Origin of the sequence: Trichormus variabilis 0441 (assembly GCF_009856605.1) — a bacterium.
Classification (GTDB): Bacteria; Cyanobacteriota; Cyanobacteriia; order Cyanobacteriales; family Nostocaceae; genus Trichormus; species Trichormus variabilis.
Genome location: NZ_CP047244.1, coordinates 25,782 through 40,399, shown reverse-complemented (window position 1 = coordinate 40,399; position 14,618 = coordinate 25,782). Strand labels below are relative to the sequence as shown.

Here is a 14,618-nt window from a genome sequence, read left to right as displayed (position 1 = left end):
GACGTATTAATCTGTTAATAATTAGTGTAGTTTGGGGCAGACAATCAGGCAAGGATACGACCGTCTTGTAGCTGCATTGTCGTTTGGCAATCAGGTGGTTTTATTAAATCGTTCATGAGATTCCTCTTCTAGCAAAACGGCTTGGTGTCATGGTTGCGGTTTTAGTCTGGTAAATCTTTTTCATGATTGTGATTCCTGCACTTCAGTAAATTCAGGTTTGAGTTTAATAGACTTGTCCGAAATATTAACTTAGGAAAAGAAAAATGGTAAAACGTTGAATTGAGAGGTTATTTATAAAGTAAATCTAAAAACAGCAATAAAGGGGTCACTGCGAGTATAAGATACCTCATACACAGTGTATTTACATAGTTGCTCATGGCGCGAAAGTCTTACCCCACAGACTTAACTGATATGGAGTGGGAAATTTTGGCTCCCTTGATTCCACCAGCAAAATCTGGTGGGCATCCACGCACAACCGATATGCGTGAAATATGTAATGCCATCTATTATCATTTGAAAACTGGATGCCAATGGAATATGCTTCCAGGAGACTTTCCACCAAGTGCAACGGTATATAGCTACTACCGCAAATGGCAACGCAAGGGGGTTTGGGAAAAATTAAATCATACATTGCGCGGTCAAGTTCGCTCAAAATTAGGTAAATCAACACAACCAAGTGCGATCGCCGCAGACAGTCAGTCGGTTCAAGGGGCGACAAGCGAGTTAAAGTGCTTGCTGTATAAGCTTCATAGCTCTTAAACCTCGTTGATAATATGCTTGCTTATTGCGAATGGAACTGACCATTTCCTCGACCCATGTTTGACACCCATACCAAGCAACTATCCAATTAAAACCATATAAACCTATCCAAAAATTACTATGCCTTTTTTCAGTTTTACCCTGCTCTTGGGAACGACAGACATAAGATTGTTGTCGTTGTAATTTAATTTTTTGACCTTGTAGCCAAGCACTGGTCATTGCTAAAGCAATTAAGAATATTATTCGTACAAGTCTATCGGGACTGGCTTGAGAAGATTCTAGATTGTACCCACCTGTTTTACAATCTTTAAACATTGCTTCAATGCCAAAACGTTAAGCATATATTTTGAGGGCAGTGTTTAAGTCAGGTAAATTAGTTAATAAATGCCAAGCATCTTTTTCTTGTTTACCCCTGTACTTTCTTTTCCAGTAGACTCCTAAATTAAACCGACCAAAGCCACGTTTTTGAGTAACCTTGACGTTGGTGTAAAATTGCCGGACACCAGGATAAATCTCAATGTTACTTAAAGGCTGAAATTTTTGCCATTTTTGGCAGAAAGTTGTATCCTTCTTTTGACGGAGTACAAAACCTATATTCTGCTTGTGTAGCCAACTCCCCAGTTCAATGCTATGAAATTCTCTATCCCCAATAATGACTAATTTGTATTTTTTTAATAACCGAATTACTGGGCGTAATACTTTTTGCTGTTCAGTAAGGTTACTGCAACCATCTTTCTCTAACAAACACCAATATATTGGCCAAGCTCTTTTTTGGTAAATTACGCTAACCATCAACACATTATTTTCTTTCCACTGTGTTCTATCCATTGCAATGGTTAACTGTGATCCTACTTTGAAATGTTGGTTAATTATTGCTTCAATTATGGGAAACCATAGTAACACTACACTCAAGGCATTTAGTGTTAAAAATCTTTGTAAATGTCGTCTCCGACTATTTTGCTGTATTGGTAATGGTAACGTTGCGGCCAGTCTTTCTATCCTCACCTGTTTCTGATTTTGTAACAACCACACCAACATCTTCAGGGTGATTAACTGTGCTTTATTCAGGTATTTTTCTAAAAAGTTTTGGTAGAATGATGCCAGCATTATTATGACGGTCTTGAGCAAATTACGAGACCGTTCTTTTTTACCACGAAACCTCTCTCCACAGAAGAGTCTACTACCCCTATACAGTTCATTCCCAATAAGCACCCAAATTTTTCAAAGGGTCTGTGTCTCCAAAACCTGTATCTGGCATGGTTTAGAGGCGATTGTCACCCCTTGAAGTCAGTCGGTCAAGACTGACCAAAAAAAGGGGATGTGTACGGTTTTGACGGGGGTAAAAAGGTAAAAGGAAGAAAGCGGCAGACTCTAGTTGATAGTCTGGGACTGTTGCTAAAAGTCATTGTCAGCGAAGCGAATGCGCCGGAACGAGTACTTGCTGCCTATGCACTAATGGAATTGTTAGAGGAGCGTCCTGAATTATTGGAAAAAGTAGAAGTTTTATGGGTTGATTCCGGTTATGACGGTGATAAATTTGCGCTTTCAGTTTGGTTAATGATCCAAGCTCATGTTGAAGTTATACGGCGTACTGAGCAAGAATTTCAGGTTTTACCCAAACGTTGGGTAGTAGAAAGAACATTCGGTTGGTTTAACCAATATCATCGTCTTAGCAAAGATTACGAGCGTCTTTCTGAAATGAGTGAAGCTGCCATATACGCTGTTATGACTCGTATTATGCTACGCCGTCTAGTCGCCTAAAGATTTACTTTATAAATAGTCTCTGAGTGTATACCATTTTTCAAACTTAGTTATGGTTTTTTATTATATCCAAAAGTATCCATTAAGAACAAAACAAATTTTAGGGATTAGTTACGAACAATTACAATCACTACTAAATTGTGCGAGCAAACGTCACCAGGAAATTAAAATTCAGCAAGAAAGCCGAAAAATAAGAATTAATGCGGCTGGTGGAGGTCGCAAAGAATTGTTATCAATCCAAGAACAAGTTTGTTTATGCTTATTTTATTTAAGACAGATGCCGACATTTCAAGTATTAGGAATGTTGTTTGGGGTTTCAAAAACGGAAGCCAATGATACATTTCACGACTGGATAGCAATTCTGAGAGATATTTTACCCTCTAGTTTATTAGAACAAGTCTCAAATAATAAGAGCGATTTACTATTTGTTCAAGAAGTATTAACTAATTTTAGGCTATTGTTCGATAGCCTAGAACAGCCAATATATAGACATTCTGACCAAAAAGAACAACAAAAATATTTTTCTGGTAAGAAAAGACAACATACTTTGAAAAGCCAAATGATTGGGATGCCAGAAGGAAAAGATATTGTTGAGGTAGAAGTAGGTGTTCCTGGGCCAACAGCAGATATAAAATTGTTTCGTCAATCTCAGCAAAAATTTGATAAATCTCAACCTTTTTCAGGTAATAAAGGATTTCAAGGTGGCGAAAACATCACTACACCTCATAAAAGAAAACTGAAACGAGAACTGACTCAACAGCAAAAAGATGAAAACAAGTTTTAGTAATATCGATTTCTCCGGCACATCGCATTCCGTATTTGTTGAGATAAGCATAGATAGCGTCTTGAGTTTCCTTTCCACCATCAAACTTAACCAGTTCATCCAAAAACCTATCATCTTTTACATGTTGTAAATAATCAATTACTTCAGCATAAGGACAAATCACATCTGCGACATCCAATAGTTCTAGACCCATAGACGAAGTAATATTGTTTGGCGCAGATTGAGAAAGTATGTCTGCTGCATTTTTCTCACCTAACCATTCGTTCATTTTTTCATTTATCCAGGATGACGCATTCATCGCAGTCATAATCACACCAAAACTTTGTGGATCAGACAAGCTCTTCTTTAATTTCTGGATATCTTCCAGAATAAAATCAATCAGATCCGCTCCTGATTTCGTCTGGATGTTCTGTTTTAACTCGTCTATCGATGTTTGACTACGCCCAATCAAATCGGGAACGATCGCCGGATCGTATTCGGTCAGCGTTTGAAAAACCAAAGACGATGCACCCTTATTGCTGTTACCGGAACTTTGTTCTTGCTTGTCATCTGGTAACAATTTTATGAAATCTCCCCGATCTAGTATGGTCATAAGTGCGTCCCTGATAAGCGGATCGGATTTTCCCAAAACGTCTACCACAATTGTTCTTCTCACAGGTGAAGCCAAATCATGGGTGACATCAACAAACAACCGTCCACCCGCTTTATACATGGGTCGAGCAGCTGTTAACTGCCATAAAGATAATCCCAATGGTTTGATGGGATCAGTCGTCATTTGTTGATGACCGACAGATACATAAACGTGATTTTGGCGATCGTTCGCTTCCGGGATCGGGTATAAAGTAGTGATGGGGCGACTCTGGACAATATGAAATGTGTCATCCACCAAACACCATTCGATGTCCTGGGGGTGTCCGAAATGTTCTTCAATCTTTCCACCGATGCGCTCAAGCTGCAAAATCTGCTCATCTGTCAGTGCTTGCCTATTCTGCCGTTCAGTCTCAATCTCCTGTTCTTTCGTATCGCCATCTTTCTCAGTCGCAATGAAGCCATCAAGACTTGTCGCTGTAAAGTACTAAGTTTTCATTTTTGTATGCAACTCCTAAATATGACTTCAAGCACCTAACGATGTCCATCACCCGCCGCAGATCGCCTTTGTATCATAACCGATCGACTCTCGGCATCGGTGTGCATGGGCTTTGTTATGCGGCGTTCACGTTGGCGTAGCCTCTCGTAGAGAAGTGTGCCGTACCCCTGCGGGGAAGCAAGCTACGCGGAGCGTCTCCGACAGGAGAAGGTATCGCTCACTAGCTGCTGCTACCGCGATAGTGACACAACCAGAGCTATTTGAAAATTTTTGAAAACAGGATAGTAGCCGAGGCGATTGTTATTTTTTACACGGACTTACGTTCAAATAAAGAAGAGAAAGCACTATAGCTAACGCTCAAATCCTTAAGAAGTAACTCTCACATAGGAGATAAAAATTATGGCTACTAAAACCAAAAAAGTTAGTTTAATTGATGATAACGCAATGGGTATTTACAAAATTGCTGACTACAACGAGCGTAAGTTTAAAGCAGTCTACTACGGGCTACAAGAAACCTGGGGTAAAACTATCCAAGCACAGTCACAGACTAACTGGAATAAAACACAATGGGATGCTTTTAAAACAAGATTTATTGCTACATTCGGCTCAGTCGAAAACCCCAAATACAGTGTACAACAAATGGTTGACTATTCCATTAAGCACTTCAACAAAGGCTTAGAAGAACTACTCGAAGTCAACAAACGTACTTGGCTACAACGCGAACGTTTATTAGCAAAATAATCACAAATAATCTGAGTTTTACAGAAAATCTCGCTCATACGGAGTGGGATTTATTTTTTGACTAATGCTGACGCAGCTAAAAGCGAAGCATTCATCAAGGAAAAAACTATGGCTGCTAATAAATCTACTAAAGCTCAAGCTGCTACAGTCGATGATTCAACAATGGAGCAATTCAAGATTGAATCATTCGACGTGCGTAAATACAACACAATTTTCTATTCAATCCGTGACCTTTACGGACGCGAATCACAACGGCAACTGGGGTCTGACAATTTCGATTGGAAAGCTTTTAAGCTTCAGTTTGAAATTTGTTTTGGTCGTCCTGAAGATTGTCGTTACACCACAGAACAATTATTGAATTTCGCCAAATACAAATTCAACATGAGTTTGGAAGACTTGTTAGCTTATAACCGTAAATCATGGGAACTCCGCAAAAGACGAGAACCACAATATGCAGACATGGAGCAAATTAACTCTGTAATTCAGCACATTCCAGAAATTACCAATTCTCACGTTGATTGCTCCCAAATGCTAGAGCAACAGCCATACTAAAATCTCAAAGAATCAGTTAGAAAGTACTGTTTTATGCAGCACTTCACTCTAGCTGATTCTTTTTTTACTACATTTATTTTTGCCTGAACCTATCAAACATTCTCGTTTACAGCAATAAAGGTACTAGGCCGCTCACAAGGCGTAAAGTTATACCTACGTTTGACTTCTTCACCTGTATTATTTGTATTACCTTCAACAGATTTATTTAACGGTACAACCTCAGAGCGTATATAACCAGTTAACTTATCAAACTGAATAATCATGTGCTGGTGAAAAGCCCAAACATCCGCCATCCGATTGCCCATACCAGAAGATATTTCATCAGGTATAAAAATATTAGCGTGCCAGGATACTTTCATCCCCTCTTTCTGGAAGTAAGCATCTATTTCAGGACGAATGTAATCCGCAGTTCCTCCGCAAAATACTAGTTCTTCAATATCCTCATCCATCTTTGAGCGCAACCACCTGGCGATCGCACGCCAATATTCGTCTCTAGCAAGTAATAAAGCTTTGGACATCGACTCTCCATCAAGTTGAATCTCATCACCTTTGCGCTTGCGTGAGAGTTTTTGCATCACCTGGGGGTCACAACTGGCTCCAGCTTCTATCAGTACCTCAATAATATTGGAATTATCAGGGCTCAGTCCCGATGTTTTGGAAATCAAATTATTTACTAACCAAGACATACCAAAATTGCTGGTTATTCCTGCGCCAATCGAACCACTCCGAAAGGTGAAAATACTCGCGTTGCGATAACCAAGCATTACGTACATCGAAACAGGTACACGATCGCCAAGCGTTCGCCTACGGTGGAAAAATATTCCACTACCTTCAGAAGCTGCATCATAACGAAGCATTTTCACCCGCATCTTACCTGCTGGTGTATCAAACCCCCGAAACGTATCCTTCAACCGAATTTGTAACTGTTCCTTGTCTTGCACTTCACCCGGCGGCAGCAGGACACTCAAGTAAGCTGCAACATCATTACCCAGGTTCAACTTCTCCTTAGCCAGCCAAAATGCTCCGCAAATTTTGGGAACTGCTAGTTCGTACTTTAGCTCCCTCAGTTGCGATATACCCCCAAACCGACGACGAGCAAGTTCTCCCAAGGCGTAATACTCATCACCAATTCCTACCCAAGCACGAGATTCAGGACTACCTTCTTGTTGGACGCTTTCAACTGAGGCTTTAGCAACATCCGCTATTTCTGAGTCTAAAAGTAAAACAACAGGCTTTCCTTCTGGATACTCCTGAACGATAGCCTTGGTTTTACTCGCACCCATATCAATCGTAATTACTATCTTTTTTAAATCTGATTTCTCCTTAGTTTTGGGCATATATAAAGGTTTCAATTCATCTCTGCTATTGCTTACAATTTAACCTTTATAAGTATTAACTCGGTATGGAAAAAGGCTTACTTTACAGCAGTATTACCCTGTCTTAGAAAAAATTTTACAATTATCATCCATTTTTTTTTGCAGCGCAGACGATGACCTCACCACCTTGATACCCAAATCTATAGGGTGGACAATCTACAAATGAGATCGCTGGATACAGTTTCCTTACTCTAAACGAAATCCCGGATCAACTTCTATCTCTGCTTTAGCAATCACATCATCTTCATCATCATTGAAGAAATCATCATCCAAATCTTCCTCTTGAAAAGACTGTTCCTCCACAACAAGCGGCACCTCTGATGAAACAGAAACATCATCGGTCGAAACTACGCCCGTAAAAAAACTCGCACTCTTCTCTGCTTGAGCCTGAATATCAGTTGCAGCTATCAGAGAAAAAACTCCACTACCATGAGGTTGTGTGGTAGTTGCAGCAGAAGTGGGAAGTCCACTACCATAAGGCTGCACTAGCACTACTTGGGCAAGTCCCTCCATCCCGAAAGCCCGTTTCATCTTAATTATTTGTACTTCCAACTGCGCGATCGCATCTAATACGCACGAAGATAATTTTTCACCCCTTACACCCTCTGAGTAGAGCATATAGGGGAGATAGAGGGGAATTATCGCCTCCATTATCATATCCCCCCCTCCCTTTTCACTGTCCTTCAGGTATTGCAACAATCTCGCTTCACTAGAACCTTTCTTTCTTGCCACTGACAATTCTACATAATCTGATTGCACCTTCCTTGGCATAATTCCCCCCTCCGAGTTAGTTACAACAATCAACAGTAATAAAACAATCTCAACTTTTAAGCTAATTAATTCAAATTACAATTAGCCAATTTTATACTACATTATGTAGTAATTAGTAATATTAAAACCACTTATTTGATAGGCTTAATCAACATTTCCAGTAATGTAAAAGTGACTAAAATTACTATATCTGTACGCCCCAAGCTACTTCCTCAGTACTCTCCCGCAACTTGCCGAGTACTCACTGACTAAGTGGTAAAAAATCTCTATTTATTAGTTAAATTATTGATTTAGTATACTTTTTCCATTTAAATTAGACCTACATAAGACACACGCACTTCCCTAGTACTCACCGCTTACTCTCTGCTTACTTTTCCCGTACTCACTGCACGCTCTACTACATCCTACCCTCGCACTTGGTGCAATCATGGTAGTAAACAAGGTATGGCAAATGGGCCTATTTCAACCTAGATTTATTATCAATAATTACAATTAATTGATAATAAGTTCTATACAACTCATATTTTTATATGCTACAAAAATACAAAATTGTAGTACAAATCTAATCTAATTAATATACGCTCAATTTTAAACAAATCATTTTCAGTTGATTTTATACATTAAATTAAGTTTATATACTTAGGTAAAATTTCACGATCGCACACTTGATTATTGACTGATAATCTTTTTTATAACTACAATGGCACGATTACTGCACGGCTCTCAGCATTCTACAATAAATAAAATATGTATTATTTTTAACAAAAAATACAATATTCTCCTTCTCTAGTTAAGGACAGGAAATAAAGACTAGATTTTATAATGAAGTAAGTATTTTTACATAGAGAATAATCCGCGATCGCATAGTTCGACCCTAACAGCATAATGCTTGTAAAAGCGATTTCACAGCAGTTGCAGTACTATTACGAGAGCCATATAGCCGCAATGTCAGTTATACCAAGGATAACGGCTATATTATCCGCAATGGTAGTGTGCGTGAGAAAAGTGGAACTTTTGGTTGTCCAACGAGTTCCCTGGCATAGTACAGAAAAGCGTGATACTTCCCCCAGTCCAATGATTAAACAAGGTATGGTAAATAGGCCTGCTAAACGAACCAAATTAGTTAAGGTATACGTCTTTGAGGAAGAAAAAAACGCCATTGAGGAGAAAGCCACCGCCACAGGACAAACGGCATCTGAGTATCTACGTTCATGTGGGTTAAGACGAGTGCTAGCAGCAAAACCACCCGCAGATGTAATAACCATCCGTGCTACGGCAGGAACCCTCAAAAGCGAACTGATGATGTTATCTCACCTTGCCAAGGAAACAAACAACCAACAAATTATTAACCAAGTCGAAATTGCGATCGCACTCGTAGATAAAACTATTGCTGCTGCATTTAATATAGAGATCGCAGGCTCTAAACAAGACGCTGGGAATCCTGTACACAACCAAGAAATAGAAAAATAAGCTTGTTGAGAACTTATACTAATCAATAACGAAGTATTCAAATTTGAATACTTCGATACAAGTGCTGATATATATAGAAAGTAGAGAAATTAAGAAGCGATAAATCTCTATTTTGTTTATTGATATTAGTTGAGATTAGGCAATAATTAAACTTTGTTCAAATCTTTACAGTCAAGTTCTTTGCGTTTCTAAGTAGAATTGCTAGGTTGGAAAAACGTTCTTAGCTACTAAACTCTAACCTCAACTTGATTCCTGTCATCTATAAAAAACCCAACTTTCTGGACACGCTCAAATATGTGTTGGGCAAAGATGATGCTGCGATTGTCGATACTAATATGATGGGAACAAGGCCAGATGAATTTAATCAGCAGTTTCTCAACATCAAGTACACCAACAAAGCAGTCAAACGGCAGTGCGCTCACCTCATCATCTCAATCGCACACCGCCCCAACTACCACGAGCATTTATCGGACAGTCAGTACAGTTATGTAACACGAGAATATCTCAAAGATATGGGATACTTGCCCAAGGAAGAATCATCTGTAGCAGCTACCAGTCAGTTTGTTGCAGTACGCCACCACGATCGCAACCACGAACACCTGCATATAATCGCTTCCCGGATTCGGTTAGATGGTAGTTTAGTTAATGATTCCTATGATTATTTCAGATCCCAAGTCTCTACTAGACGCATCGCGGCGGAACTAGGATTGGAAGTAACACCGACAACAAATGAAGCCGTCGCCTCTAGGTTAGAGCAAGAGTACGGAATAATTACACTCATCAGTCCCAACCGATCAAAAAGTATTAGAGCAGTCAACAGTAAGCACAAAACCCCAACAAGTAAGGAAATTATTCGCCAAGCAATAGGAGAAGCCATTAAGGATAGTCCCACCGTCTCTACATTCATTGAACGCCTGGAGGAAAACAACATTGGAGTATTGCCTAAGATGCAGGGGGAAGAACTACTAGGCTTTACCTACATTCATAATGATGTAAAAATTGCAGGTTATCAAGTATACAAACCTTATAGCTGGAACAAACTGCGGTCTGAATATGGAATCATGTACGACCCAGATAAAGATAAAGAAGTAATTCAACAAGCTAAAGCCAAAGCAATTGTTCGCATAAATAGCATAATTTTAAGTAATAATGATTACTTAAATAATGATAAACCTACTAGCAGCAGTACAAGTGATAGTAATGGTGACACCGATAGTAGCTCCAAAACACTTGTTAGTACATATACACTAAACAGTAATTATCCAAGTGAGATTCCAGTAATACAATCCAAATTAGAAGATAACCCCACATTGGAAACTAATAAGACCAAGAAAAAAGTTCAACCACATCCAAAGAAACAGCACCCACAACAGGATATTTCAGAAGAAAATGGTCTCACTGCTAAACAATTCCTGGAAGAGCAATCTTCCCCTATTCCTCCTTCTCTTAACCTTCTGCCTTCTAATCTCAAACATTTGCCTTCTATAATCACTGACTATATGCTTGTTACCAATAACTTCCGTATCAAAGGACGGGAGTTGAGTGCCAGCTTAGATAACAATACTCTGAGTGTTTGCCGTTATGGGGATAATACCCCTATGATGCAAACCTGCTACAGTCAGGGAAACTGGTACGAAGAGATACCAACTCGATTAACAAGAAACGAAATTGAGCAGATTGAAAGTCTGCGTTTCTTTACCCAACAACCATTAATCAATCAACAGCGATCGCAAAAAGGTATTGAGCAATAGTAAATCTGTAGATAAAGAGAATTTAATCTACTCAGAATTAGGGGTAGGACTGGCTAAGACACTGTTGGCAAAGTTGTCACCAAGTGCAAACTAAACAGTTTAGGTTTTAAAAATTTCGTCTAGCAATCCAGGTTCTTTGTCAAGCTAGATATGAATTTGGGGCAGCTATTTGTGAATTTGTGGGGGATAAAAAATTGTTTTGTCTATTGGTGTCTAACAATCAAAAGTACAATTTTTTGCGTTTATATTTATTAGAGGTAAATTAAGCCGTAAAATGTAGAAATTCGCTAACTTCAAGGCGGGTACATTCAACAGATAAGCTATCTGGGTTGATTCCGTGAAAGTCTAGATTCTTTTTCTCATAAGTTTTTAGCCTACCTACTGTGCTTTCGGCTAATTCCTTGGTTTTAAATAAGCAAGCTTCTTCTATTTCAAAAGTCCATTCAGTATTTGATACGTAATAGTAATTTAAATCTAGAAAATGGCCAAATACTACCCAGACATCTTTTTTAGGCATAACTTTTATTTTTTTTGTCTATTTTCGATTTTATTTTTTTCATAATCGTAAGTAAATTCAGGTATTTTACTAGAGGATTCAATAAAATAATTCAAGTAACTTTTAACAATTTTAATGTCTTCCTCTAGTCGATTTTTAGTAGATTTTATTCGGGATAGGGCAATGTACAAATAAGTATCGATTGAATCTTTATCAGTTCCTTCTGCAAATTCTTCTTTTAAATCTTCTAAATTTTCAATTGAAAAATCTAAGTGGCTAATATGACTGCCAAAATCATCTAAATAGCAAGAAACCCTAGCTACAGCTTCTTTAATATCAGATGCTATTGTTTCATCTATGCACATAATCAAAAGTTAGATTTTGTTTCAAAATTAGTTAGCTAATTCTAGAATTTTACTTTCTTGTGACATAACTCTTGTTTTGTCATAAATGTTGAAAGTAATATAACAATTTTACATTGTTTTGCATTTTTGCAGTTCTATAATGTCTGCTAAAATATAATTTTGACAACATAACTCTCACAATAAAGACAGTTGCCCAGGCGATACATTACCCTTACGTCGTGCATGAAAACTGAGGTGACAAACCTACACAATACACATAAGTTTGTCCGACAATTATCTTATGACACCCATAATTAGACAAGTAAATCCTGACTACGTTTTCTGGATAACAATGCCAATTTTTGGGATCAGAAACTACAGATATTGTATCTGTGGGGAAGGGAAGCTCACGATTAATTCTTCCGTCAGGAAACTCAGCACTGTACTTGGCTATATATTCTTGGGTTTTTAGTTTAACCATATTTATTAGCTAAGACACTCAAATGTTTTTATAAATCACAGCGCAACAGCTTAATCTTGAAATACCCTCGTTTAAGTTTCTCACTTCCCCTGACTTCATAAAATTTATCTGGTTTTTGGACAATTTCAACCAGTCCCTGCGCTTCCATCTTCTCAAACAACGACTGCCAAGACGCAATATCTTGCTCAGGCGCAAAAATTCTAACATCGTTTATCTCGCCCATAAGCCTCTTTGTTCTAGCTATATAAAATTATAAAAGTAACTAGAACAAAAACGATAACCCATGCCTAAGAAAAAATGTGGACTTGGATTTGACTGTGCCAGTATGATGCTGCACCCAGGTATAGACCCTGGCGACTGCTTAAATTACAAAACTTGTGGGAGTGCGATTGAACTAACCCCTGATGAAGAACTCGAACTTGTTCGTATCCGGGAAGAACAAATGCGCCAGTATCAAGAACAAATTCGCCTGACTCGTCGTTCTGCCGCCATTATGATGCTGATGAGGCGCGGTTGCCCACAGTCACCAGAATCGTTAGGTATTGTCTCCGCCGTCGAGGCGATCACTACCACATTAGATAATATTCGTACTGGACTTACTAACTTCGACAGACAGTACATCGCACCACCTAGTTGCGAACTCCACATCTACAATGTTAAACGCCCCAGTGGTACGTACTCATACTATAAACTGACCGCCGAAAACGCAATATTTGCACCTTCAGAAAAAGAACAACAAGTACGGGTAATTCACCTCAGCCATCATAATGATGCGCGGTATATAGAAGCACAACTTGGTATCGAACGGCGAAACAAGTTAACCCAGGTGCGAACACTGCTTCAGAACGCAAGCGCATTGCTTGAGGAAGCAACACGTCTACTCGAACAAACTACAGATATGAACAGTCCAAATGCTACAGTTGAAGTTTTCAACATCGATGAAATTATATCCATCGACTAATAAAACCAGCAAAATGGGAAAATTTACTTCATTACTGCCACAAGATATAAATCCTGAAATACAGGATTATGTGTAAAGCTGCTTTATCTACCAGTGCGACGTGACGATTACAATCAAATCGCTCTGATAGGTATGCCAACAGGCTAAAAACTGACTAGGGAGAAGTGAAAAATGACTATAAGTTTTAGAGAATGGCTCAAACAATTTAAAAATCAAGATATACCTTTTGGTGATTTATGGAGTGATGCCACATCGACTAAAAGAGGAAGATTTCAAGATAATATTTCAGATTCTTGGCAGGGTAGCACTATAGAAAGCTTGATAGAGTTTATGGTTAAAAATGAAGCATCATATAAATCTTATAGTGTTCTTAATGAAGCTAATGAGACGTATCATAATTATTTGGGTTTAGAACCTATAGAAACATCTAAATTGGAAGAATTAGAGAACCAATTTAAAGCTAAATATTACGCAGAACGTCTACAGCACTATACAAGATTATGTATGTTATATAACAATGCTAATTGAATTTTGCTCAGTATACTGAGCAGTCAAGCTTTTAGGCAGTTTTATTTTTGTTCTAGTTACTTTAAATAAAAATAATAGCTAGAACAAAAGAGACACTCAAAATCGAATAACGACAGGAGAGTGTACATTTAGAATAAAGTTCCAAAATTTAAAACAAAGTCTTGAAATTTAAAATAAAGTCTTAAACTAACTGGCACAAAAAGACTTTACCGTCTACTGGGCTAAAGCCGACGATAGGGCGTTGCGAAGCAGTCTAAACCTGCTTGATAGTTTAGACTTTATTATTTTCATCTAGAAGCGTTTAGAGATTTTTCTTTAAAATTTCATGACTTTATTATTTCCTATGCCAAACCATAAGTACGTAAAATTAAGCCTTTCAAGCTTCAGAAATTTCAAGACTTTATTTTAAACGTACAGAGAGTAAAAAATTAGGGAGGCATAAAATTATCAAGGTGCTGCCACACGAATTTAGCTTTCCGTCTCAAACTGCAAACATAACCATAATGGCAAACATGAAGAATGTTACTACTGATTCAGGGTTAAGCAAGAAGTAATCAATAAGTCAGTATATTTTTTGGCATACTTAAATTATGGCACTAGGTTCAATAAGGCTTTATTAAGAATAAACTAAGTAATATTTCTATAAATAAGTATTTTTAAATACTAGTAAATTGTTAGTATAAATTAGAAATTTGTTGAATAGATTACTGATAAAGAGAAAGTAAAATTAAACTCTACGGGTATTTTAGTGCCAAA

At 38.1% G+C, this 14,618-nt stretch carries 15 protein-coding genes and 3 pseudogenes; 9 read left to right on the top strand and 9 right to left on the bottom strand.

What is annotated here, in order from left to right:
- Positions 1–375: 375 nt before the first annotated feature.
- Positions 376–708: pseudogene (locus GSQ19_RS28300) on the top strand (IS5 family transposase); the annotation flags it as partial.
- A gap of 15 nt (positions 709–723) precedes the next feature.
- Here the strand turns inward: GSQ19_RS28300 and GSQ19_RS30190 are convergent.
- Positions 724–1,074 carry a hypothetical protein gene (locus GSQ19_RS30190; protein ID WP_011316734.1) on the bottom strand — a complete coding sequence of 117 codons (351 nt, stop codon included), beginning with the start codon at positions 1,072–1,074 and terminating at the stop codon, positions 724–726.
- 18 nt (positions 1,075–1,092) lie between these two features.
- On the bottom strand, positions 1,093–1,866 hold the full coding sequence (locus GSQ19_RS28295; RefSeq protein WP_011316733.1) for an IS4 family transposase: 774 nt from the start codon (positions 1,864–1,866) through the stop codon (positions 1,093–1,095).
- 178 nt (positions 1,867–2,044) lie between these two features.
- On the opposite strand from GSQ19_RS28295, the pseudogene GSQ19_RS28290 reads away from it, so the two are divergent.
- Positions 2,045–2,520: pseudogene (locus GSQ19_RS28290) on the top strand (IS5 family transposase); the annotation flags it as partial.
- A 52-nt stretch (positions 2,521–2,572) separates the two neighbouring features.
- Entirely contained in the window at positions 2,573–3,304 is a 732-nt protein-coding gene (locus GSQ19_RS28285; protein WP_011316731.1) for a transposase family protein, read from the top strand.
- On the opposite strand, the pseudogene GSQ19_RS28280 reads toward GSQ19_RS28285, so the two are convergent.
- Positions 3,297–4,337, bottom strand: a pseudogene (locus tag GSQ19_RS28280) (PEP/pyruvate-binding domain-containing protein); the annotation flags it as partial. The gene GSQ19_RS28285 and the pseudogene GSQ19_RS28280 sit on opposite strands and share 8 nt — an antisense overlap.
- A gap of 453 nt (positions 4,338–4,790) precedes the next feature.
- On the opposite strand from GSQ19_RS28280, the gene GSQ19_RS28275 reads away from it, so the two are divergent.
- Together GSQ19_RS28275 and GSQ19_RS28270 are read left to right on the top strand one after the other, a co-directional pair.
- Positions 4,791–5,132 carry a hypothetical protein gene (locus tag GSQ19_RS28275; RefSeq protein WP_011316729.1) on the top strand — a complete coding sequence of 114 codons (342 nt, stop codon included), beginning with the start codon at positions 4,791–4,793 and terminating at the stop codon, positions 5,130–5,132.
- A 108-nt stretch (positions 5,133–5,240) separates the two neighbouring features.
- Positions 5,241–5,684 (top strand): hypothetical protein, encoded by a 444-nt coding sequence (locus tag GSQ19_RS28270; RefSeq protein ID WP_011316728.1) that lies wholly within the window; start codon positions 5,241–5,243, stop codon positions 5,682–5,684.
- A 92-nt stretch (positions 5,685–5,776) separates the two neighbouring features.
- On the opposite strand, the gene GSQ19_RS28265 is transcribed toward GSQ19_RS28270, so the two are convergent.
- Together GSQ19_RS28265 and GSQ19_RS28260 are read right to left on the bottom strand one after the other, a co-directional pair.
- The gene (locus GSQ19_RS28265) at positions 5,777–7,021 is read right to left on the bottom strand and encodes a ParM/StbA family protein (RefSeq protein WP_011316727.1); all 1,245 of its coding nucleotides are present in this window, start codon (positions 7,019–7,021) and stop codon (positions 5,777–5,779) included.
- Positions 7,022–7,246: 225 nt separating this feature from the next.
- The gene (locus tag GSQ19_RS28260) at positions 7,247–7,831 is read right to left on the bottom strand and encodes a hypothetical protein (protein ID WP_011316726.1); all 585 of its coding nucleotides are present in this window, start codon (positions 7,829–7,831) and stop codon (positions 7,247–7,249) included.
- 945 nt (positions 7,832–8,776) lie between these two features.
- Between GSQ19_RS28260 and GSQ19_RS28255 the strand changes: the two genes are divergently transcribed.
- Together GSQ19_RS28255 and GSQ19_RS28250 are read left to right on the top strand one after the other, a co-directional pair.
- Entirely contained in the window at positions 8,777–9,301 is a 525-nt protein-coding gene (locus GSQ19_RS28255; RefSeq protein WP_224311653.1) for a plasmid mobilization protein, read from the top strand.
- Between the two features lie 245 nt (positions 9,302–9,546).
- Entirely contained in the window at positions 9,547–11,052 is a 1,506-nt protein-coding gene (locus tag GSQ19_RS28250) for a relaxase/mobilization nuclease domain-containing protein (RefSeq protein ID WP_224311655.1), read from the top strand.
- A gap of 262 nt (positions 11,053–11,314) precedes the next feature.
- Here the strand turns inward: GSQ19_RS28250 and GSQ19_RS28245 are convergent, their stop codons facing one another.
- From GSQ19_RS28245 to GSQ19_RS28230, 4 genes are all read right to left on the bottom strand, one after another.
- Positions 11,315–11,569 (bottom strand): hypothetical protein, encoded by a 255-nt coding sequence (locus GSQ19_RS28245; protein WP_011316723.1) that lies wholly within the window; start codon positions 11,567–11,569, stop codon positions 11,315–11,317.
- 5 nt (positions 11,570–11,574) lie between these two features.
- Positions 11,575–11,913 carry a hypothetical protein gene (locus GSQ19_RS28240; protein ID WP_011316722.1) on the bottom strand — a complete coding sequence of 113 codons (339 nt, stop codon included), beginning with the start codon at positions 11,911–11,913 and terminating at the stop codon, positions 11,575–11,577.
- Between the two features lie 211 nt (positions 11,914–12,124).
- Complete coding sequence (locus tag GSQ19_RS28235) at positions 12,125–12,373, bottom strand: hypothetical protein (RefSeq protein WP_153228378.1); 249 nt, start codon at positions 12,371–12,373, stop codon at positions 12,125–12,127.
- A gap of 28 nt (positions 12,374–12,401) precedes the next feature.
- The gene (locus GSQ19_RS28230; protein WP_041457400.1) at positions 12,402–12,596 is read right to left on the bottom strand and encodes a hypothetical protein; all 195 of its coding nucleotides are present in this window, start codon (positions 12,594–12,596) and stop codon (positions 12,402–12,404) included.
- Between the two features lie 102 nt (positions 12,597–12,698).
- On the opposite strand from GSQ19_RS28230, the gene GSQ19_RS28225 reads away from it, so the two are divergent.
- Together GSQ19_RS28225 and GSQ19_RS28220 are read left to right on the top strand one after the other, a co-directional pair.
- Positions 12,699–13,334: a hypothetical protein gene (locus GSQ19_RS28225; protein WP_235622543.1), complete on the top strand. Its 636-nt coding sequence runs from the start codon at positions 12,699–12,701 to the stop codon at positions 13,332–13,334.
- A gap of 171 nt (positions 13,335–13,505) precedes the next feature.
- Positions 13,506–13,862, top strand: coding sequence for a hypothetical protein (locus GSQ19_RS28220; RefSeq protein ID WP_011316720.1), 357 nt, complete (start codon positions 13,506–13,508; stop codon positions 13,860–13,862).
- Positions 13,863–14,618 lie beyond the last annotated feature (756 nt).

Bases quoted from the DNA above. Each gene is read 5' to 3' on its own strand.
- GSQ19_RS28230 (WP_041457400.1), bottom strand. From the start codon at position 12,596: ATGGGCGAGATAAACGATGTTAGAATTTTTGCGCCTGAGCAAGATATT.
- GSQ19_RS28255 (WP_224311653.1), top strand. From the start codon at position 8,777: ATGTCAGTTATACCAAGGATAACGGCTATATTATCCGCAATGGTAGTG.
- GSQ19_RS28225 (WP_235622543.1), top strand. From the start codon at position 12,699: ATGATGCTGCACCCAGGTATAGACCCTGGCGACTGCTTAAATTACAAA.
- GSQ19_RS28240 (WP_011316722.1), bottom strand. From the start codon at position 11,913: ATGTGCATAGATGAAACAATAGCATCTGATATTAAAGAAGCTGTAGCT.
- GSQ19_RS28275 (WP_011316729.1), top strand. From the start codon at position 4,791: ATGGCTACTAAAACCAAAAAAGTTAGTTTAATTGATGATAACGCAATG.
- GSQ19_RS28260 (WP_011316726.1), bottom strand. From the start codon at position 7,831: ATGCCAAGGAAGGTGCAATCAGATTATGTAGAATTGTCAGTGGCAAGA.
- GSQ19_RS28245 (WP_011316723.1), bottom strand. From the start codon at position 11,569: ATGCCTAAAAAAGATGTCTGGGTAGTATTTGGCCATTTTCTAGATTTA.
- GSQ19_RS28295 (WP_011316733.1), bottom strand. From the start codon at position 1,866: ATGCTGGCATCATTCTACCAAAACTTTTTAGAAAAATACCTGAATAAA.
- GSQ19_RS28235 (WP_153228378.1), bottom strand. From the start codon at position 12,373: ATGGTTAAACTAAAAACCCAAGAATATATAGCCAAGTACAGTGCTGAG.
- GSQ19_RS30190 (WP_011316734.1), bottom strand. From the start codon at position 1,074: ATGTTTAAAGATTGTAAAACAGGTGGGTACAATCTAGAATCTTCTCAA.
- GSQ19_RS28220 (WP_011316720.1), top strand. From the start codon at position 13,506: ATGACTATAAGTTTTAGAGAATGGCTCAAACAATTTAAAAATCAAGAT.
- GSQ19_RS28265 (WP_011316727.1), bottom strand. From the start codon at position 7,021: ATGCCCAAAACTAAGGAGAAATCAGATTTAAAAAAGATAGTAATTACG.
- GSQ19_RS28270 (WP_011316728.1), top strand. From the start codon at position 5,241: ATGGCTGCTAATAAATCTACTAAAGCTCAAGCTGCTACAGTCGATGAT.
- GSQ19_RS28285 (WP_011316731.1), top strand. From the start codon at position 2,573: ATGGTTTTTTATTATATCCAAAAGTATCCATTAAGAACAAAACAAATT.